Raw genomic sequence first — 18,025 nt, 5'->3', positions numbered from 1 at the left:
GGCCCGATGATCAAGCCCGTCGCCCTGCTCTTCGACGTTTTCGGCACTTGCGTGGATTGGCGCGCGTCGATTGCGCGCGACGTGGCGAAGGCCGCCTTGGCCAAGGGCAAGCGCTTCGACTTCTTCGCCTTCGCCGACGATTGGCGCGCCAATTACCAGCCGTCGATGGAAGTCGTGCGCTCCGGCAAGCGGCCTTACACGAAGCTCGACACGCTGCATCGCGAAACGCTGGTCGATCTGCTCGGCAAATACGGGCTGACGCTAAGCGAACCCGAAATCGACGATTTGAATTTCGCGTGGCACCGGCTCGACCCGTGGCCCGATACGGTCGCGGGGCTCACGCGCCTCAAAACGCGCTATCTGCTGTCGCCCTTGTCGAACGGCAATGTGCGCCTGCTGGTCGATATGGCGCGTCACGCCAAGCTGCCCTGGGACACGGTGCTATCGACCGAAGTGTTCAAAGGTTACAAGCCGCAGCCGCAGACCTATCTGGGGGCGTGCGACATGTTCGGTTGCGCGCCCGGCCAGGTGATGATGGTCGCTGCGCACAACAACGATCTTCTCGCGGCCCAGAAGCTGGGGTTGCAGACCGCGTTCGTTCCGCGCCCCACCGAATACGGGCCGCATCAAAAGGTCGATTTCGCGCCGGAAGGGGAATGGACCCTCGTCGCGCGCGATTTCGTCCATCTCGCCGAATTGCTCGACGTCTGAAACGGAGACCACCGCCATGACCGCCATCGCCGATATCCGCGCCCGCGAAATTCTGGACTCGCGCGGCAACCCCGCGGTCGAAGTCGATGTGCGTTTGGACGACGGTTCCTTCGGCCGCGCGGCGGTGCCGTCGGGCGCTTCGACCGGTGCGCATGAGGCAGTGGAGTTGCGCGACGGCGACAAGAAGCGCTATCTCGGCAAGGGTGTGACGAAGGCCGTCGGCGCCGTGAACACCGAAATCTTCGACGCGGTCTCGGGCCTCGACGCCGAAGACCAGCTGAAGATCGACCGCATCCTGATCGATCTCGACGGCACGCCGAACAAGGCGCGCTTGGGCGCCAACGCGATTCTCGGCACGTCGTTGGCGGTGGCGAAGGCCGCCGCCGCGTCGCGGGGCTTGCCGCTTTATCGCTATGTCGGCGGGGCGCGGGCGCATGTGCTGCCCGTGCCGATGATGAACATCATCAATGGCGGTGCCCATGCCGATAACCCGATCGACTTCCAGGAATTCATGATCCTGCCGGTCGGCGCCAAGACGCTGGCCGAAGCGGTGCGCGTGGGTGCGGAAGTCTTCCACGCGCTTAAGAAGCGCCTGTCGGATGCGGGTCACGCCACGAACGTGGGCGACGAAGGCGGCTTCGCGCCGAATTTGAAATCGGCCGACGAGGCGCTCGGCTTCATCGCGAAGTCGATCGAAGCGGCGGGCTACAAGCCCGGTGTGGACGTGATGCTCGGCCTCGATAGCGCGTCGACCGAGTTTTTCAAGAACGGCAAATACGAGATGGAAGGCGAGGGCAAGACGCTCGACGCCGCCGGCATGGTCAAGTTCTACGCCGATCTCGTGTCGCGCTATCCGATCGTGTCGATCGAAGACGGCATGGCCGAAGACGATTTCGACGGCTGGAAGGCGCTGACCGAAACGATCGGCGGCAAGGTGCAATTGGTCGGCGACGATCTGTTCGTGACCAACCCGAAGCGCTTGGCGATGGGCATCCAAAAAGGCCTCGCCAACTCGATCCTCGTGAAGGTCAACCAGATCGGCACGCTGTCGGAAACGCTGGAAGCGGTCGAGATGGCGCACCGGGCGGGTTACACCTCGGTCATGTCGCATCGCTCGGGCGAAACCGAGGATACGACGATCGCCGATCTCGCGGTCGCCACCAATTGCGGGCAGATCAAGACGGGCTCGCTGTCGCGCTCCGACCGCGTGGCGAAATACAACCAGCTGATCCGCATCGAGGAGCAGCTGGGTTCGGCGGCCGTTTATCCGGGATCGGCGGCGCTCAAGCGCTGATTTCTTCGGCGTCCAGCAGCCAGAACGGATAGCCCGAGGGGTTCTCGGGCGCGATCACCAGCGTGCCGCGATAGCTGAGCGGCCCGGTCGCGTCCTCGCGCGGCGTTTTGGCCGCGATGCCGATCACCGAGAAGGGCTTGTTCGGCAGGCAGCCTTCGCAATGCGTAAGGTAAGGCGTCAGCAGGAACACCGGGCTCGCTTCCGGCAGATAGGGCAGGAAGAACCCGTCGACCTCGACCGTCGTGCGGTTCAGCGCCAGCATCTCGCGCGAAAGTTCGACCGGGGCCGCCCAGCCGCCCTGGCGCGCATGCGCGATCGGGATATGCCAGTCGAGCGCGCCTTGGCGCGGCGGAATGACTGTCCAATCCGTCGCGGCGGGCTGGGGCGTGGCGGCGCAAACGCGGCCGGGCAAAGCCAGGGTCGCGGCGGGAAGGGCGGCGGCGAGACCGAAAGCGGCGCGGCGGGTGATCATGGGCGAATCTCCTGACCGGGTTGCTACTTTATAACCCGGCCGCCGTGATCGCGCCAAACGCCGCGTTGTTTCAGAATTTGAAGCGCGCCTGGATCGCCAGGATATCGATCGACGATTCGTATTCGCCGTTGAGATTGCCGCGGAAGCGATTGGGATCGCCGGCCACGCCGCTATCGGTCAATTGTAAACGCGCCTTCTTGACGAAGATATGCGAATAGCCGGCGTCGAAATCGAGCGCTTGGTTCCATTTGAACGAGGCGCCCAGCGACAGCCAGGTGCGGTCCTGATCGGGAATGCGCGGCGTGCGATCGGCGTCGGGCACGGGCGATTTGTCGAAGGCGACGCCGGTACGCAACGTCCAGCGCGTATCGGGCACGCGATAGGTGGCGCCCAGCGCCAGGAAGTACGTGTCCTTCCATTTGAGCGGTGTGACGTCGTCGGCACGGCCCGTGGCGAAACGGATGCGCAATTCCTGCACCTTCGACCAGCGCGTGAACGCGGCTTCGGCCGCGAGCGTCACGGGCCCGATATCGTGCTGCGCGCCGAACGACGCGGTGTCGGGCAAGGCGACATTCGCGGTGATGCTGGAATTGCGCAGCAGCGTGCCCAGCGTCGCCGACGCATTGCCCGAGAATACGGCGTCGCCCTTCAGCGTATGGCGGGTTTCCGTATGGTACGCGGCGCCCACGCGCGTTTGCGGCGTGATTTCCCAGATCAGGCCGAAGCGGCCGCCGATGCCGTGGCCGTCATAGCCTTGCAGGTTCGACCACGCATCGCCGGTCAAGCCGCCGCCGGAAATCTGGTTGACGTTCGCCGCCTTGCCGAGCTGCGCATCAATCTGCTGGAACACGATGGCCGCCCCCAGCGTGACGCCATTGCCGACATCGACGGCCGCACTCGGCGCGATGGCCAGCGTCTGGATGGCGCTTTTCGTGGCGTGATAGCGCCCGACCCAATCGGCGCCGTAATCGGTTTCGAGCCCGTAGGGCACGTTGGCTGACAGCCCGAGCTTCAAGGACCCGCCGAAATCCCACATCGCGTAGAGCGAGGGCACGGCCGCATCGGTCGCGGCATCGCCCGGCGCGCTCGGCCCCGTGATCGCCACACCCGTACTGCGCGTGGCGGTGCCATTCTTGAGCCGGGCCTGGGGGGCCACATAGGCGGCCGAGCCGATGATCTGGCTGCCGCGATAGCGGCCCAAAGCGGCCGGGTTGAAATACATGGCCGAGATGTCTTCGCCGCCGGCGGTCATGCCCGCGAAGGACGTCCCCTGGCCGGTGGCGCTTTGCTCGCGCAATTGAAAGCCCGAGGCGAGGGCGGCCCCCGATGCGCCAAGCAGAACGGCGACGGCGATACCGGCCAGCGGAATGAATTGGGGGGGCAAGTGTCAACGCTCCGGGACGGAAATTGGCGTCAATTCGCCGCTTATCGTTGCCGGATTTCTAGCCGGGCGGCGGGCCGGAGGCGAATCGATTCTACAGGCGGAATACGGCCCAATTTCTTGCCTCGCCCCGATTCGTCTGGCATGGTCCGGGCTCCACGCTGCGGAATACCCCATCTTCGCGGCGCAATGCCAACCGATAAGAATTGATAGAGGAAACCCAGTCCATGTCAGCCGCGTTCTGGCTTGTTATCGCCTGCGGTGTGCTCGCGATCCTTTACGGGATCGTCGCGTATCGCCAGGTCGTCGCCGCCCCTGCGGGCAACGAAACCATGCAGAAAATCGCCGGCGCCATCGCCGAAGGCGCTGCCGCCTATCTCAATCGCCAGTACCGGACGATCGCGATCGTCGGCGTGGTGGTGACGATCATCCTGGCGGCGACGCTGGGGCTTCACGTGGCGCTCGGCTTCGTCGTCGGCGCGGTGCTTTCGGGTGCCGCAGGCTATGTCGGCATGAACGTCTCGGTCCGCGCCAATGTGCGCACGGCCGAAGCGGCGCGCAACGGTTTGCAGCCGGCCCTCGACATCGCCTTCAAGGCGGGTGCGATCACCGGCCTGCTGGTCGTCGGCCTCGGCCTGATCGGCGTCGCCGGCTATTACGGCGTGCTGGCGGGCTGGAAGGGCATCGACAGCCGTCCGACGATCGAAGCGCTGGTCGCTTTGTCGTTCGGCGCTTCGCTGATCTCGATTTTCGCGCGCCTTGGCGGCGGCATCTTCACCAAGGGTGCGGATGTGGGCGCCGACCTCGTCGGCAAGGTCGAAGCGGGTATTCCCGAAGATGATCCGCGCAACCCCGCCGTGATCGCCGACAACGTCGGCGACAACGTGGGCGACTGTGCGGGTATGGCCGCCGATCTGTTCGAGACCTACGCGGTCACGATCGTCGCCACGATGCTGCTCGCCGGCATCGCGTTCACGGGCGGCGACGTCGCCACGATGATGATGTATCCGCTCGTCATCGCGGGCGTGTGCATCATCGCGTCGGTTATCGGCACCTACTTCGTCAAGCTGGGTGCGGACGGCGCGATCATGAAGGCGCTTTACAAGGCGCTGATCGTCGCGGGCGTGATCTCGGCCGTGCTGATCTACTTCGTCACCTCGACGATGATCGGCATGTCGACCAAGATCGGCGCCGTTACGGGCAACGGCTTGTTCGTCTGCGCCCTCGTGGGCCTCGTGGTCACGGCCGCTTTGGTCGTCATCACCGAGTACTACACGGGCACCGACTATCGCCCGGTCCGCTCGGTCGCCAAGGCCTCGCAGACCGGTCACGGCACGAACGTCATCCAGGGCCTCGCGGTCTCGCTGGAATCGACGGCGCTGCCGGTGCTGGTCATCTGCGCGGGCATCCTGGTGTCGTACCTGACCGCGGGCCTTTACGGCATCGCGATCGCGGCGACGACCATGCTGGCGCTGGCCGGTATCGTCGTGGCGCTCGACGCCTACGGCCCGGTCACCGACAACGCCGGCGGCATCGCCGAAATGGCGGGTCTGCCCAAGGAAGTGCGCAAGTTCACCGACGCGCTCGACGCGGTGGGCAACACGACCAAGGCGGTGACCAAGGGCTACGCGATCGGTTCGGCGGGCCTCGCGGCCGTCGTGCTGTTCGCCGCCTACATCTACGACCTGAAGCACTACTTCCCCAACATCGCCGACAAGGTGAATTTCAGCCTCACCAATCCCTACGTGGTGATCGGCCTGTTCATCGGCGGCATGCTGCCGTACCTGTTCGCGGCGATGGGCATGACCGCGGTCGGCAAAGCCGCCGGCGCGGTGGTCGAGGAAGTGCGCCGTCAGTTCCGCGAGATCAAGGGCATCATGGAAGGCACGGCCAAGCCCGATTACGGCCGCGCCGTCGACATGCTGACCGCGGCCGCGATCAAGGAAATGATCATTCCTTCGTTGCTGCCGGTTCTCGCCCCCGTCGTGCTTTACGTGGTCATCTCGATCATCGCGGGTCAGGCGGAAGCCTTCGCCGCGATGGGTGCGATGCTGCTCGGCACGATTGTGACGGGTCTCTTCGTCGCCATCTCGATGACCTCGGGCGGCGGCGCTTGGGACAACGCCAAGAAGTACATCGAAGAAGGCCATTACGGCGGCAAGGGCTCCGACGCCCATAAGGCCGCCGTGACGGGCGATACGGTCGGCGATCCCTACAAGGACACGGCCGGCCCGGCGGTGAACCCGATGATCAAGATCATCAACATCGTCGCCATCCTGCTGCTCGCGATCCTCGCCAGCTAAGCGAAGCCGCGAACGTCGAAGCGAAACGGCCCCGGGAGCGATCCCGGGGCCGTTTTCGTTTTGGCTCATATCAATCTAGTCTACGTCGCCGTTTGCGTATCGGTCTTCACTATAGACAGGAGGCGGATGATGAAGGTTCAAGAGCTCATCAATGCGCTCGAAGAGTTTCAGTGCAAGCTTGATGAGCATCATACGCTTTGGGGTGGATCTCTAAGTCGCGCTATTCCCGACTACCCAATAAAAAACAAAGAGGAGTTGACGCGTCAATCTCGCTGGCTTTCTCGTCGGCTCGGAGCATTGAGGCCATATATCGAGCGCTTTGAGGCTAACTGGCTTATGGGGCAGGCAGCATCGGGACAGACTTGGGATACATTAGAGTCTGCAGTTGGCCTAACTGATATCGCCTTTGTAAAAGGGGCATCGTTACGTGCGGTTGTTGAGCGACTGGAGAGAGTCCTTGGGCATCTTGAGACATTGGATCAAGAGACCGAGATTCCAATAGACCCTAATGCCCCCTTGAAGCCGTATGCAAATGTAGATCAGCTAATGTTGTCGTATCTAAACTGCCTTCATCCATTCATCGTCAACGGATGCGGCGCGCTTTATCGGGACAGACACTACTCCCAATCGGTTGGGGAGGCGTCGAAGGCTATCTTTCAATACATACGAAATAAGACAGGCCTTACTGTCGATGGAGTTACGCTGGCGCAGCAAGCGTTTAGTCCAGCAAAGCCAAAACTAGCGTTTAGCGATCTTGCCGATCAGACAAAAAGAGATGAGCAAGTTGGCTTTATGGAAATGCTTGTTGGATTTGGAAAAGGCGTCAGAAATCCAATCGCCCATAGTCACGGAAAACATGAAGATGCGCAAAAAGCATTTGAATACTTGGTGATGGCGTCATTGTTTTGTCGCCGAATAGACGACGCAATGATTCAAGGCTGAAGATATCTCTACCCTTGCGCCACGCGGTCGCGGCCGTCGCGCTTGGCTTTGAGCATCGCTTCGTCGGCGCGCACGATGGCGCGTTCGAACGGCTCGTCCGATTTGCGTTCGGTGATGCCCACGGTGATCGTGGCGCCGTTGGCGCTGTCGCTGCGCTTCACCGCCGCGCGCACGCGCTCGGCCAGATCGATCGCGCGCGGCGCGTCGCAACCGCGCAAGACCGCGACGAATTCGTCGCCGCCCCAGCGGCAGACGATGTCGCTCGCGCGTAACTCTTTACGCAACGCCAAGCCCACGGCGCGCAACACCACGTCGCCCGCCGCATGGCCGCGCGAATCGTTGATCGTCTTGAAGCGGTCGATATCGGCCATCAGCACCGTGACCGGCTGCGGGCTGCGGCGCAATTCCTTCTCCATCTGCTCGGCGAGCAGGCGATAGCCCCGGCGCGTCGATAGGCCCGTCAACGGGTCGGTCGTCGCCAGCATTTCGATGCGCCGCTGATAGCGGCCGAGCGTGGCGAGTGCCCCCCACAAGGCGAGCGAGGTGACGATCGCGGCCAAAGCGAGGTTGAAGATCAGCGTGCGGCGCACGGCGGCTTGGCCCGCTTCGCCCGATTTCTCGACGAACAGGTACCAGTGCAGTTCGGGGATGTAGCGCGCGTTCGCCAGGCGCGATTCGCCGTTATAGAGATATTCGAAAGCGTGCGTGCCGTCGCGCGGCAATTGCCCCGCGATGCGCGCGAGATCGCCGCGCTTGGCGATATGGTCCTCGGGCACGTCGCCGCCCTTGCCGACCATGACGATGCGCCCGGCTTCGTTGGTGAAGAAGATCGTGCGATCGAAGCGCGCCTGATAATCGTCGAGCAGGCGGCGCACCGCATCGACCGTCAGCCCCACGCCGGTCGCACCGATGAAATTGCCGGCGTAATCGTAGACGCGATAATTGATGAAAATCGTCAGCGCGTCGTGATTGGCGAGGTCGGGATCGACGTTGATCTCGTAATCCTCGCGCATCTTGCGCACGCGGAAATACCATTCGTCGCGCGGCTCGTCCTCGCGCACGGATTTCAGCACGCCATCGGCGTGGTAGTAGACCTTGGTGCGGTCGGAAACGTAGAACGCGGTGAAGGCGCTGTAGCGGCGCTTGATCTCGTTGAGATAGGCGACGATCGGCGCCGAATCCTTCTCGCCGTCCATCACCCAATCGCGCATGAACGTATCGGCCGCCATGACCGAGGAGATCAGGATCGGGCGGATCAGATCGCGCTGGATTTCCGAATAGACGCTGTCCGAGGTCAGCGGCAACTCGGCGCGCAGCACCGCTTCGCGCACCGAACTGCGCGAGACGAAATAGCTGCCGAGCGACGTCGCGAGAAAGCCGACGATCAACAAACCCGCAACGGCGGCGGCGAGCAGGCTTCTTTCGCGAGCGGCGTGTTCCATCGTGACGATCAGCGGCTCGGGCTGCTGCTGGGGGCGTTGAACTTGCCGACGTTGCCCAGTAGCTGTTCGAGGAACGACATTTCGCGGCCGGGCGAGGGCGTAATGCGCGTCACCGGATCGATGATCAGCCCGTCTTCGAGCGCGTAGCGGCGCACGTCGCGCAACGTGCCTTCGCGGTCGAAATGCACGACCACGACGCGCTGCTCCAGCGTTTCGGCTTCGAAGAACGAGACTTTGCTGGTCTTCTTGTAGATGTAGTACCAGCTCTGTTCGGCGTCGAAGACGCCGGTCGTGGAGGGCGAACCGAGCAATTGCTGCACGTCGTCGCGCGTTTGGCGGCCGGGTTCCAGGCGCGCCAGATCGTCGTCGTTGGGCACGTAGCCGCGCACGTCCACGCGCGCCAAGTTGCAGCCGCCCAAAGCCAGAGCCGCTAAGCCCACGAAAATCCACATTGCCAGCCGCATCGTCTTGCTCTCCGGGCGCGGATGCGCCATGTCTTCGTCCGGCGCGCCCTCTCGATTGCGTCCGCAAAGTGCGGGCATGGGGCGCGCTTGTCAATGTCGGTCAAGTCCATGGTATTCGCACGATTCTTCGGCCCTAAACCGGCCCTCGACGCGGCAAGGCGGCTTTACGTGGCATTGTCCGCGCAAGCGCGCCAGCCGGCGTTCTATGCCGCACACGGCGTGCCCGACACGCTCGATGGCCGATTCGATTGCGTGGCGCTGCACGCCTTTCTGGTGCTCGACCGTTTGAAGCGCGAGGATTCGGCGCAAGCGGCCGAAACCGCGCAGCATTTGGTCGACACCTTCGTCGAGGATATGGATCGCACGGTGCGCGAATTGGGCGTGGGCGATATGGGCGTCGCACGCCGCGTCAAGGCGATGGCGCAAGCCTTGTACGGGCGCGCGGCGATCTATTCCGCGGCGCTGAACGGCGCCGAACCCGGCGCGTTGGACGAAGCGCTGCGACGCAACCTTTATGGCACCGTCGAGTCGCCCGATTCCGCCGGCGTGGCGGCGATGGCCGATTACGTGCGCCAAGCGGTCGCCGCACTGGCGGCGGGCGAAGGCGCCGCCCTGTTGGCGGGCGAGCCGAATTTTCCCGAGGTGCCAACGCCTGAGGCAACGCCATGAGCGAGTTCGAACGCCCCTTCGCGCTCGATAAATTGGGCGATCGCGCGGTCACCCAAACGATCGAGGCGAAACCCGCCGAACGCGAAGCCCTTGCCAAACGTTTCGGCGTGTTGGGGATCGACGCGCTGACGGCGCGCTTCACGCTGAAGCGCGTGCGCGCGGGCCGGGGCGTGCGTTTGGAGGGCACGGTCGAAGGCAAGGCGCGCCAGGCTTGCGTCGTCAGCCTGCAACCCGTGGCGCAGGAGATCAGCGAAACTTTCGCGACGGTTTTCGTGCCCGAGCAGGATCTGAAGCCGATCGAGCTGGACGAGGAAGGGGCGGTCAATCTCGACGCCTTTTTGGGCGACGAGGAACTCGAAGAAGCGCTCCCCGAAGGCCCGCTCGATCTTGGTGAAATCGCGGCCCAGGAATTCGCCGTGGCGCTCGACCCATACCCCCGCGCCGACGGGGCGGGGTTCAAAGCGGAGTGGGGCGAGGCCCCGAAACCGGTCTCCCCATTCGCCGATTTGAAGGCCCGTTTGGAGAAAAACAAATAACCCCAACGGGTTAATTCGCAATTGCGCGTGCGGCGGCAATCGGCTATTGAGACCGCCGTTTCCAAGCTATCGTGGAAAACGAGTTTTCGGGCCGCTTCGCCAGTCGCGGCGGCTCAGTGGAAGAGGTCGTGTTATGGCGGTTCCTAAAAAGAAGGTCTCCCCCTCGCGTCGCAACATGCGTCGCTCGCATGAAGCGCTGAAGGGCTCGGCCTATGTCGAATGCCCGAATTGCGGCGAAGTGAAGCGCCCGCACCACGTTTGCGGCGCCTGCGGTTTCTACGACGGCCGCGAGGTCGTCGCCGCCGCCGCCGCCGCGCCTGCCGAGGGCGGCTGAGCTGACGGAAGCGCGCGCGTGAGCGGGGACATGCGCGGGTGACACAGAAACTCGTCCTGTCGATCGACGCGATGGGCGGCGATGCCGCGCCCGCGATGGCGGTCGATGGCTGCGAACTCGCGTCCGAACGATTCCCGTTCGTCGAGTTTTTGCTGTTTGGCGACGAGCCGCGCTTGGCGCCGCTGGTGGCGCAGACGCGCTACCTGAAGTCGCGCGCGCGAATCGTCCATACGCCCGATGTCGTGACCGGCGACATGAAGGCGTCGGTCGCGTTGCGCAGCGGCCGCAAATCCTCGATGCGTCTGGCCATCGACGCGGTGAAGGACGGCGAGGCGGCGGGTGTCGTTTCCGCCGGCAACACCGGCGCCATGATGGCGATGGCCAAGATCGCGTTGCGCATGGTGCCGGGCATCGACCGGCCGGCGATCGCGACGATGTTCCCCACGACGCGCGGCGAGAGCGTGATGCTCGACCTTGGCGCCAATGTCGAATGCGACGCCAATAATCTCGTGCAATTCGCGCTGATGGGCGAAGTCTTCGCGCGCACCGTGCTGGGTTTGACCCAGCCCAGCGTGGGTTTGCTCAATGTCGGCTCGGAAGAAATGAAGGGCCACGAGGAACTGCGCTTGGCCGCCGCACAATTGCGCGAAACGCATCTGCCGATCCGATTCCACGGCTTCATCGAAGGCGACGACGTGCCCGCGGGCACGGTCGACGTCGTGGTGACCGACGGCTTCACCGGCAATATCGCGCTGAAGATCGCGGAAGGGACGGCCAAGCTGTTCGGCGGCTTCCTGCGCGGCGCGTTCTCCTCGTCGATCCTGTCGAAGATCGGCTATCTGTTCGCGCGTTCCGCATTGGCCAAAGTGCGCTTGCGCACCGATCCGCGCCGCTACAACGGCGCCATGTTCGTCGGCGTCAACGGTATCGTCGTGAAAAGCCATGGCGGCACGGACGCGCTGGGCTTCGCCAACGCGATCGGCGTGGCCGTCGATATGGCGACCCACGGCTTCAACGACAAGATCAAGGCCGAGCTCGCCCGCCTGGGCGTGACGGCGCCTGCCCCGGCCGCCGAAGCGGCGTCGGGCTGAACTCCCGCGGATCGGATTTCCACGCCATGACCGCTTTGCCTGCCGCGCGCCATTCCGTCGTCAAAGGCTGGGGCGGCTACCTGCCCGCGGATATCGTGTCGAACGACGCGCTGGCCAAGCGCGTGGACACGTCCGACGAATGGATCGCGTCGCGCACCGGTATTCGCCAGCGCCATATCGCGGCGGAAAACGAGCGCACCTCGGATCTCGCCACCGAAGCCGCCAAGAAGGCTTTGGCGCAAGCGGGGCTCAAGGCCGAAGACCTCGACATGATCGTCGTGGCGACGACCACACCCGACCACACGTTTCCGGCGACCGCCACGCAGGTTCAGGCCAAGCTCGGCAACACGACCGGTTTCGCCTTCGACGTGCAGGCGGTGTGCACGGGCTTCGTCTACGCGCTGTCGGTCGCGGATAATTTCATCAAGTCGGGGCAGGTGAAGACGGCGCTGGTGATCGGCGCCGAGACCTTCACCCGCATCCTCGACTGGCAGGACCGCACCACCTGCGTGCTGTTCGGCGACGGGGCCGGGGCGGTGATCCTCCAGGCCGAGGACGGCGCCCCCGACAAGGCCAAGGCGGGCGTGTTGTCGACCCATCTGCATTCCGACGGCCGGTTCAAGGACGCGCTGTTCGTGTCGGGCGGGGCGGGGTCGAATGGCCAAGTCGGCGTCGTGCGGATGAACGGGCAAGAGGTCTTCCGCCACGCCGTCCAGAAGCTCGCCGACGTGGTCGAGGAGGCGCTCGCCGCCAACGGCCTGACCGGCAAGGACATCGACTGGCTGGTCCCGCACCAGGCCAATCAGCGCATCATCGACGGCATGGCCAAGAAACTGGGCCTGCCGGGCGAGCGCGTGGTTTCGACCGTCGCGCGCCACGCCAATACCTCGGCGGCGTCGATCCCCCTGGCGCTGGCCGAGGCCGCGTCCGATGGCCGGATCAAGCCGGGGCAATTGGTGCTGCTGGAGGCGATCGGCGGCGGTTTGACCTGGGGTGCCAGCGTCATCAGGTGGTAGGGGTGTAGAAATCCCATCCTGATTCAAGAGCGCCCCCCATCCCTTTGGAATTGACCGCTTTCCCCGGGCGGGTTAACGTTTCTTGAAGCGAGGCACTAGCACCGGGGGATTGCCGATGTCGGAGACGACGGTTACGCGCGCCGATTTGGCCGAGGCGGTCTATCAAGAAGTCGGATTGTCGCGGAACGATTCCGCGACGCTGGTCGAGACCGTGTTGGGCGAGATCGTCGGGGCTTTAACCCGCGGCGAAACCGTCAAGATTTCGTCATTCGGCAGCTTCTCGGTCCGCCAGAAGGGCCGCCGCATCGGCCGCAACCCGAAGACCGGCGACGAAGTTCCCATTCTGCCGCGCAAGGTGCTGGTTTTCCGCGCCTCACATGTGTTGAAGAACAAGATCAATCGCGCGCTGACCAAGGCGGCCCAAGCCGCCCCGGCCGCGCCCAAGCCGCCCACGCCGGCGGCGCCGTCCGCCCCGCCCGCCAAGGGTTAAAGGGCGATGGCCGAACCGGCCTTCGAAACCGCAACACCGGCCGCGCGGCGCTCGGGCAAATCCGCCGACGCGTTCCGCACGATCAGCGAGGTCGCCGACGATCTCGACGTGCCGCAGCATGTGCTGCGGTTCTGGGAAACGCGTTTCGCGCAGATCAAGCCGCTGAAGCGCGCGGGCGGGCGGCGCTATTACCGCCCGGAAGATATCGAGCTGCTGCGCCGGATCCGCGAGCTTCTCTACAAACACGGCTACACGATCAAGGGCGTCCAGCGCCTGTTGAAGGACCACGGCCTCGACCAGATGCCGCCCGTCGTTCAAGCGCCGGAACCCGTCCCGGCGCCCGTCGTGGCGCCGCCGCCGCCCGCTCCGGCCCCCGTCGCGGCCAAGCCGTCGCCGATCCACAACAAGCCGCCGGAATTGCCGCTGTTCGACCGCGGAAAGGTCGATCGCGGCGTGGTGATGGCGACGCTGACCGAGATGGAAGCGCTCGCGTCGCTGCTGAAAATGCGGCCGCGCTAACCTTTAAGTCGTCCGGCTTAAAGTCGAAAAAAGCGAATCGATAGAATCGCTTGACTCGTTTTCATAAACGACATGTTGACGCCGCGACTCGATGCGTGATTCGCTCCGAGTCGCGATGGGTTTCTTCCAGTTTTTGCAGCGAAGTTTGCGGGCGGCGATCGGTCCTGCACTCGGGTTCTGCGTCGTGGGCTATTTCGCCTACCACTCCTTCGAAGGGGAGCGGGGCGTCTTCGCCTATGTGCGCTTGAACGAGCAGGTGGCGATCGCGCGTTCGCATCTGGACGATATTCGCGCCGAGCGTTTGGCGATGGAGCGCCGCGTGGCGCTGATGCGGCCCAATTCGCTGGACCGCGATATGCTGGACGAACAGGCGCGCGCCGTTTTGAACTACGCCCGTCCCGACGAAATCGTGATTTTGGAGCCGCGCGAGAAGCGCCGTTAAGCGCCCCTCGCGCGATCCGAAGCGGACTTAGATGTCCGCGACCGTGACTTGCTTCTGCGTGCCCAGACCTTCGATGGAAAGCTCCATCGTCTGGCCCGGCTTCAGATAGGTCGGCGGCTTCAGGCCCATGCCCACGCCCGGCGGCGTGCCGGTCGAGATCACGTCGCCCGGGTTCAGCGTGAAGAACTGCGACAGATACGCGACCAGGTGCTTCACACCGTAGACCATCGTCTTGGTCGAGCCGTTCTGGCGCTTCACGCCGTCGACGGTCAGCCACATTTTCAGGTTCTGCGGGTCGGCGATCTCGTCCTTCGTCACCATCCAGGGGCCGGTGGGGCCAAACGTGTCGCAGCCCTTGCCCTTGTCCCACTGGCCGGCGCGCTCGGTCTGGAAGGCGCGTTCCGACACGTCGTTGATGACGCAATAGCCCGCGACGTAGTCCAGCGCGTTCGCCTCGGTCACGTACTTCGCCGGCTTGCCGATGACGACGCCGAGTTCGACTTCCCAGTCGGTCTTCAGCGAGCCGCGCGGAATGATGACCGCGTCGTTCGGGCCGCAGATCGCGCTGTTGGCCTTAAGGAACAGCACGGGTTCCGGCGGCACGGTGGCGCCGGTTTCGGCGGCGTGATCGGCGTAGTTCAGGCCGATGCAGATGAACTTGCCGATATTGGCGACGCAAGCCCCCAGGCGCGGATTGCCCTGGATGACCGGCAGCGTCTTGGGATCGATCTTGGCGAGACGCGCGAGGTTCTCGGGCAGCAGCGTCGTGCCGTCGATGTCGTGCACGATCTGCGACAGATCGCGCATCGTGCCGTCCTTGTCGACCAGGCCGGGCTTTTCCTGACCGGGGGCGCCGTAGCGGAGCAGTTTCATTTGGCGTTTCCGTGTTGTCGTTGGCGGAAACGGGAATTTACAGATCGCGTCGCCCCGGGGGAAGCATTCCGGAACGGTATTCCGAAAACGCAAACCCGGCCCGCCGAGTGGGCGGACCGGGTGCGTCGCGGCAGGTTTTGGTTCAGGCGGTGCGCGGTTCGCCGATTTCCGGCAAGCCGGGCAGGCGGACGGCATGGGCGCCCGCACCCAGCAGCGCCTGCACGGCCAGCGTGACCGTCCAGAAAGCCGGGAATTCCCAGCCGCCATTCGGGCTCGAGAACAACCAGCCCGCCGGCAAATGCTGGAGCGTGGCGCCGATCATGATCGGGATCAGCAGCACCGACACGGCGCGGACCTGGAAGCCGACGATCAGCGCGATGCCGCCGAGCAATTCGCCGAACACCACGAGATACGCCAGGAAGCCGGGATAGCCGATGCTTTCAAAGAACTGCACCGTGCCGGGCAGGGTGAAGACGAACAGCTTCAGCCCGGCATGCGCCAGGAACATCACGCCGAGCGAGACGCGAAGGAGAAGGGCGGCATAGGCGGCTTGGCCGTTGGGGGTCGAGAGGGACATTGTGGACTCCGTCGTTTGGGGGGAGGCCGCTGTCGGCCTCGGATGACGGGAACATGGCCCTAAATCGGCCGGTAGATAATCCGATTTGTTTTGAAATGATTGTTTAGAAAATTGAAACAGTGTGCGGCGCGACCTCAGCGTGTCCGGGCGATCGCCGCGAAAACGCCGCCGCCTTGCGGGCCCTGATGCTCAGCGCCGCCGGACACGAAGACTTGCGGCTCGCCGGTTGCCGCGGCGATCAGGCTGCCGAGCCCGCCGCGAATACGCCGCAGCGGCGATTGCGTGGGATCGGCGGTCAGCGCCAGATCGACGCCGCGCAAGCGTCCATCCGGCGGCGGGCCGCTTTTGGCGAGGCAGGCGACAAGTCGTGCCCGATCGCCCTTCGACAATTGCGGGGCGGCGTTGAGGCCGAGCTTCGCCAGCACTTTGCCGACCGCCGGCAGGTCCAAAGGATCGGCCAGCGCGCCATGCGCAATACGAAGCGGCCCCGACCAGCCGGCGGCATGGCCGAACGCGATCACTTCGTGGCACGGAAACTCGGCGGCCGAGGAAACGCTGACGCGCGCCGTCCACACCGACAGATCGCGCGTGTCGAAAACGCGGCGCGCTTGCGCGAGCGTCAGCTCGCCCAGCGCCACCATCGTGCCGAGCACGGTCGCGGCGCGCGCGCGCCCGATCGCTGCTTCGGACGGGCCGTCGTATTTGGCCGGGGCGGGGCCTTTGATCTGGACGAAATGTATGTCGTGCGGACTGGTAAAGCCGCCTTCGCGCAGCGCCGCCAGCGCCGCATCGCGCGCGAATGCGATCTGTGCGGCCGTGCCCGCCAGCGTCAAATCCATTTCGGACCCGATCGCCGCACCGACCGCCAGCGCCTTGCCCGGCGATTTGCGGGCGGGTGCGCGCGCCACGATTAACGCATGGGGCGCCGTCGTGCCTTCCACACCGCCCGACACGACGAAGGCCGGCGCGCTTGCCTGACGTTTGGCCACAAGGGCGGAGGCCGCGGCGACGAATTCGGCACGCGACGTATCCTTGGGGCCGCCATCGCCTGATGTCTTGGCGAGGATCGCGACGATTTCCGCCGCCGCCGGCAAGCGATCCAATGCTGCCGCGAAACCGTCCTTATCGGCGGCGCCGGGCAGCGGAGCGCGAACGATCAGGACTTCACGGGCGGGCTTCGACATTGCGGGCATGGGAATTGCTTTGTTGACGGTCTTCCAACATTCGGAGGCGATTATGCACAAATACCGTATCGGCCGTCGTGGTTTCATGGCGGGAACCGCCGCGCTCGCGGGCGCCCTTTCGGCGCCGGCACTCGCGCAGGCGCGCACCCCCATCCGCGTTTCGCTGAACGCGCCGCGCGACGGATCGAACGCGGCGTTCTTCTTGGCCGCCGCCAAGGGCTATTTCGCCGCCGAAGGTCTCGAGCCGACGCTCGACCCGTCGCGCGGGGCGGGCGATGCGCTTCAGCGCGTCGGCTCCGACACCTACGACTTCGCCTTCGCCGATTTCACGGTGGCCGTCCAGTTCCATGCCGCCAACCCGACCGCCGCCCCGTTGGGCGTGATGGGCATCTACACGCGCTCGCCCATCGCGATCATCAGCCTGACCAAAGCGAACATCAAGGCGCCGAAGGATCTGGAAGGCAAGAAGCTCGGCGCGCCGCCGACCGATGCGGGCTATCTGCTGTTGCCCGCCTTCGCGCAAATGACCGGGCTCGACGTGTCGAAGATCCAGGTCGAAGCGATCGACCTGACCTTGCGCGAGTCGACGCTCGCCACCGGCCGCGTCGACGCGGTCACCGGCTTCGATTCCACGACCTGGTTCAACCTCAAGCGCATCGGCATGAAGCGCGAGGATATCCAGTTCATGTATTTCTCCGATCACGGCCTCGACTTTTATTCGAACGGCATGCATGTCTCGCGCAAGTTCCAGCGCGAGAACGAAGGCAAGATCGCCGGCGCCGTGCGCGCCATGCTGAAGGGCTGGAAGGACACGATCGCCGATCCCGCCGCGACGATCGACGCGCTGATCAAAGTCGATCCGCTGGTCGAACGCGCGAACGAGATCGAGCGTCTGGAATGGGTGCTCGCCAACCAGGTCGTCAACGACCACACCAAGCAATATGGCTTGGGCACGGTCGATGCGGGCCGTCTGGGCCGCTCGATCGAGCAGGTCGCGGGCGCCATGAAGCTGCCGCGCGTGCCGACCGTCGCCGAAGTGTGGACGGACAAGTATCTGCCGCCGCTGGCCGATCGGAAGATCTAAGGTTTCGCCTTGCGCCGTGGGGGATGGCCGATCCCCCGCGGCGTACCGCCTTTTCCCAAAATGCAAACGCCTTCGCCCTGATCCGCCAACGCGCTTTCCGTCATCTTTCGACGATCCAACGCGTCGAATCGCTATAGATTCGCATCATCGACAATCGGAAGCGGAAAAACCGCTTGCCTGGGACAGATCGAATTTTGCGGG

Annotated in this window: 20 protein-coding genes; 13 read left to right on the top strand and 7 right to left on the bottom strand. The window is 64.5% G+C overall.

Annotated features, from left to right (window positions below; translation table 11 throughout):
• Window positions 1–6 precede the first annotated feature (6 nt).
• Both J0H39_12725 and eno read left to right on the top strand, forming a co-directional pair.
• On the top strand, window positions 7–711 hold the full coding sequence (locus J0H39_12725) for a haloacid dehalogenase type II (protein MBN9497613.1): 705 nt from the start codon (window positions 7–9) through the stop codon (window positions 709–711).
• A gap of 16 nt (window positions 712–727) precedes the next feature.
• Complete coding sequence (gene eno / locus J0H39_12720; GenBank protein ID MBN9497612.1) at window positions 728–2,005, top strand: phosphopyruvate hydratase; 1,278 nt, start codon at window positions 728–730, stop codon at window positions 2,003–2,005.
• Here the strand turns inward: eno and J0H39_12715 are convergent.
• Window positions 1,995–2,477 carry a hypothetical protein gene (locus J0H39_12715; protein ID MBN9497611.1) on the bottom strand — a complete coding sequence of 161 codons (483 nt, stop codon included), beginning with the start codon at window positions 2,475–2,477 and terminating at the stop codon, window positions 1,995–1,997. The two genes, eno and J0H39_12715, sit on opposite strands and share 11 nt — an antisense overlap.
• Window positions 2,478–2,547: 70 nt before the next feature.
• Complete coding sequence (locus J0H39_12710; GenBank protein ID MBN9497610.1) at window positions 2,548–3,861, bottom strand: outer membrane protein transport protein; 1,314 nt, start codon at window positions 3,859–3,861, stop codon at window positions 2,548–2,550.
• Window positions 3,862–4,085: 224 nt separating this feature from the next.
• Between J0H39_12710 and J0H39_12705 the strand changes: the two genes are divergently transcribed.
• Both J0H39_12705 and J0H39_12700 read left to right on the top strand, forming a co-directional pair.
• Window positions 4,086–6,161: a sodium-translocating pyrophosphatase gene (locus J0H39_12705; GenBank protein MBN9497609.1), complete on the top strand. Its 2,076-nt coding sequence runs from the start codon at window positions 4,086–4,088 to the stop codon at window positions 6,159–6,161.
• A 126-nt stretch (window positions 6,162–6,287) separates the two neighbouring features.
• A complete protein-coding gene (locus J0H39_12700; GenBank protein ID MBN9497608.1) occupies window positions 6,288–7,103 on the top strand; it encodes a TIGR02391 family protein in 816 nt (271 codons plus the stop codon).
• 8 nt (window positions 7,104–7,111) lie between these two features.
• On the opposite strand, the gene J0H39_12695 is transcribed toward J0H39_12700, so the two are convergent.
• Window positions 7,112–8,545 carry a GGDEF domain-containing protein gene (locus J0H39_12695; protein MBN9497607.1) on the bottom strand — a complete coding sequence of 478 codons (1,434 nt, stop codon included), beginning with the start codon at window positions 8,543–8,545 and terminating at the stop codon, window positions 7,112–7,114.
• A gap of 8 nt (window positions 8,546–8,553) precedes the next feature.
• Window positions 8,554–9,039: an outer membrane protein assembly factor BamE gene (locus tag J0H39_12690; protein MBN9497606.1), complete on the bottom strand. Its 486-nt coding sequence runs from the start codon at window positions 9,037–9,039 to the stop codon at window positions 8,554–8,556.
• A gap of 78 nt (window positions 9,040–9,117) precedes the next feature.
• Here J0H39_12690 and J0H39_12685 point away from each other — a divergent pair, with 78 nt between their 5' ends.
• The 8 genes from J0H39_12685 to J0H39_12650 all read left to right on the top strand — a co-directional run bounded on the left by J0H39_12685 (window position 9,118) and on the right by J0H39_12650 (window position 14,106).
• Window positions 9,118–9,678, top strand: a complete 561-nt coding sequence (locus J0H39_12685) for a ubiquinol-cytochrome C chaperone (GenBank protein ID MBN9497605.1) — start codon at window positions 9,118–9,120, stop codon at window positions 9,676–9,678.
• Window positions 9,675–10,214 (top strand): DUF177 domain-containing protein, encoded by a 540-nt coding sequence (locus J0H39_12680; protein ID MBN9497604.1) that lies wholly within the window; start codon window positions 9,675–9,677, stop codon window positions 10,212–10,214. The genes J0H39_12685 and J0H39_12680 overlap by 4 nt, the downstream gene beginning before the upstream one ends.
• A 133-nt stretch (window positions 10,215–10,347) precedes the next feature.
• Complete coding sequence (gene rpmF / locus J0H39_12675; GenBank protein ID MBN9497603.1) at window positions 10,348–10,548, top strand: 50S ribosomal protein L32; 201 nt, start codon at window positions 10,348–10,350, stop codon at window positions 10,546–10,548.
• Window positions 10,549–10,586: 38 nt separating this feature from the next.
• Complete coding sequence (plsX, locus tag J0H39_12670; protein ID MBN9497602.1) at window positions 10,587–11,639, top strand: phosphate acyltransferase PlsX; 1,053 nt, start codon at window positions 10,587–10,589, stop codon at window positions 11,637–11,639.
• 26 nt (window positions 11,640–11,665) lie between these two features.
• Entirely contained in the window at window positions 11,666–12,655 is a 990-nt protein-coding gene (locus J0H39_12665; protein MBN9497601.1) for a ketoacyl-ACP synthase III, read from the top strand.
• Window positions 12,656–12,770: 115 nt separating this feature from the next.
• Window positions 12,771–13,145, top strand: coding sequence for an integration host factor subunit alpha (locus J0H39_12660; GenBank protein MBN9497600.1), 375 nt, complete (start codon window positions 12,771–12,773; stop codon window positions 13,143–13,145).
• 6 nt (window positions 13,146–13,151) lie between these two features.
• Window positions 13,152–13,664 (top strand): MerR family transcriptional regulator, encoded by a 513-nt coding sequence (locus J0H39_12655; GenBank protein ID MBN9497599.1) that lies wholly within the window; start codon window positions 13,152–13,154, stop codon window positions 13,662–13,664.
• A 115-nt stretch (window positions 13,665–13,779) separates the two neighbouring features.
• Window positions 13,780–14,106, top strand: coding sequence for a septum formation initiator family protein (locus J0H39_12650; protein MBN9497598.1), 327 nt, complete (start codon window positions 13,780–13,782; stop codon window positions 14,104–14,106).
• Window positions 14,107–14,133: 27 nt separating this feature from the next.
• On the opposite strand, the gene J0H39_12645 is transcribed toward J0H39_12650, so the two are convergent.
• From J0H39_12645 to J0H39_12635, 3 genes are all read right to left on the bottom strand, one after another.
• Window positions 14,134–14,979: a fumarylacetoacetate hydrolase family protein gene (locus J0H39_12645; GenBank protein ID MBN9497597.1), complete on the bottom strand. Its 846-nt coding sequence runs from the start codon at window positions 14,977–14,979 to the stop codon at window positions 14,134–14,136.
• 142 nt (window positions 14,980–15,121) lie between these two features.
• Window positions 15,122–15,556 carry a DoxX family protein gene (locus J0H39_12640; protein ID MBN9497596.1) on the bottom strand — a complete coding sequence of 145 codons (435 nt, stop codon included), beginning with the start codon at window positions 15,554–15,556 and terminating at the stop codon, window positions 15,122–15,124.
• Window positions 15,557–15,690: 134 nt separating this feature from the next.
• On the bottom strand, window positions 15,691–16,749 hold the full coding sequence (locus J0H39_12635; protein MBN9497595.1) for a ring-opening amidohydrolase: 1,059 nt from the start codon (window positions 16,747–16,749) through the stop codon (window positions 15,691–15,693).
• A 43-nt stretch (window positions 16,750–16,792) separates the two neighbouring features.
• Here J0H39_12635 and J0H39_12630 point away from each other — a divergent pair, with 43 nt between their 5' ends.
• Window positions 16,793–17,824 (top strand): ABC transporter substrate-binding protein, encoded by a 1,032-nt coding sequence (locus J0H39_12630; GenBank protein ID MBN9497594.1) that lies wholly within the window; start codon window positions 16,793–16,795, stop codon window positions 17,822–17,824.
• The last annotated feature ends 201 nt before the right edge of the window (window positions 17,825–18,025 follow it).

The organism is Alphaproteobacteria bacterium (genome assembly GCA_017308135.1).
Lineage (GTDB): Bacteria > Pseudomonadota > Alphaproteobacteria > CACIAM-22H2 > CACIAM-22H2 > Tagaea.
This window is presented reverse-complemented; position numbering and strand designations above follow the sequence as displayed.

Bases quoted from the DNA above. Each gene is read 5' to 3' on its own strand.
- J0H39_12725 (MBN9497613.1), top strand. From the start codon at position 7: ATGATCAAGCCCGTCGCCCTGCTCTTCGACGTTTTCGGCACTTGCGTG.
- eno (MBN9497612.1), top strand. From the start codon at position 728: ATGACCGCCATCGCCGATATCCGCGCCCGCGAAATTCTGGACTCGCGC.
- J0H39_12715 (MBN9497611.1), bottom strand. From the start codon at position 2,477: ATGATCACCCGCCGCGCCGCTTTCGGTCTCGCCGCCGCCCTTCCCGCC.
- J0H39_12705 (MBN9497609.1), top strand. From the start codon at position 4,086: ATGTCAGCCGCGTTCTGGCTTGTTATCGCCTGCGGTGTGCTCGCGATC.
- J0H39_12700 (MBN9497608.1), top strand. From the start codon at position 6,288: ATGATGAAGGTTCAAGAGCTCATCAATGCGCTCGAAGAGTTTCAGTGC.
- J0H39_12695 (MBN9497607.1), bottom strand. From the start codon at position 8,545: ATGGAACACGCCGCTCGCGAAAGAAGCCTGCTCGCCGCCGCCGTTGCG.
- J0H39_12690 (MBN9497606.1), bottom strand. From the start codon at position 9,039: ATGGCGCATCCGCGCCCGGAGAGCAAGACGATGCGGCTGGCAATGTGG.
- J0H39_12685 (MBN9497605.1), top strand. From the start codon at position 9,118: ATGGTATTCGCACGATTCTTCGGCCCTAAACCGGCCCTCGACGCGGCA.
- J0H39_12680 (MBN9497604.1), top strand. From the start codon at position 9,675: ATGAGCGAGTTCGAACGCCCCTTCGCGCTCGATAAATTGGGCGATCGC.
- rpmF (MBN9497603.1), top strand. From the start codon at position 10,348: ATGGCGGTTCCTAAAAAGAAGGTCTCCCCCTCGCGTCGCAACATGCGT.
- J0H39_12665 (MBN9497601.1), top strand. From the start codon at position 11,666: ATGACCGCTTTGCCTGCCGCGCGCCATTCCGTCGTCAAAGGCTGGGGC.
- J0H39_12660 (MBN9497600.1), top strand. From the start codon at position 12,771: ATGTCGGAGACGACGGTTACGCGCGCCGATTTGGCCGAGGCGGTCTAT.
- J0H39_12655 (MBN9497599.1), top strand. From the start codon at position 13,152: ATGGCCGAACCGGCCTTCGAAACCGCAACACCGGCCGCGCGGCGCTCG.
- J0H39_12650 (MBN9497598.1), top strand. From the start codon at position 13,780: ATGGGTTTCTTCCAGTTTTTGCAGCGAAGTTTGCGGGCGGCGATCGGT.
- J0H39_12645 (MBN9497597.1), bottom strand. From the start codon at position 14,979: ATGAAACTGCTCCGCTACGGCGCCCCCGGTCAGGAAAAGCCCGGCCTG.
- J0H39_12640 (MBN9497596.1), bottom strand. From the start codon at position 15,556: ATGTCCCTCTCGACCCCCAACGGCCAAGCCGCCTATGCCGCCCTTCTC.
- J0H39_12635 (MBN9497595.1), bottom strand. From the start codon at position 16,749: ATGCCCGCAATGTCGAAGCCCGCCCGTGAAGTCCTGATCGTTCGCGCT.
- J0H39_12630 (MBN9497594.1), top strand. From the start codon at position 16,793: ATGCACAAATACCGTATCGGCCGTCGTGGTTTCATGGCGGGAACCGCC.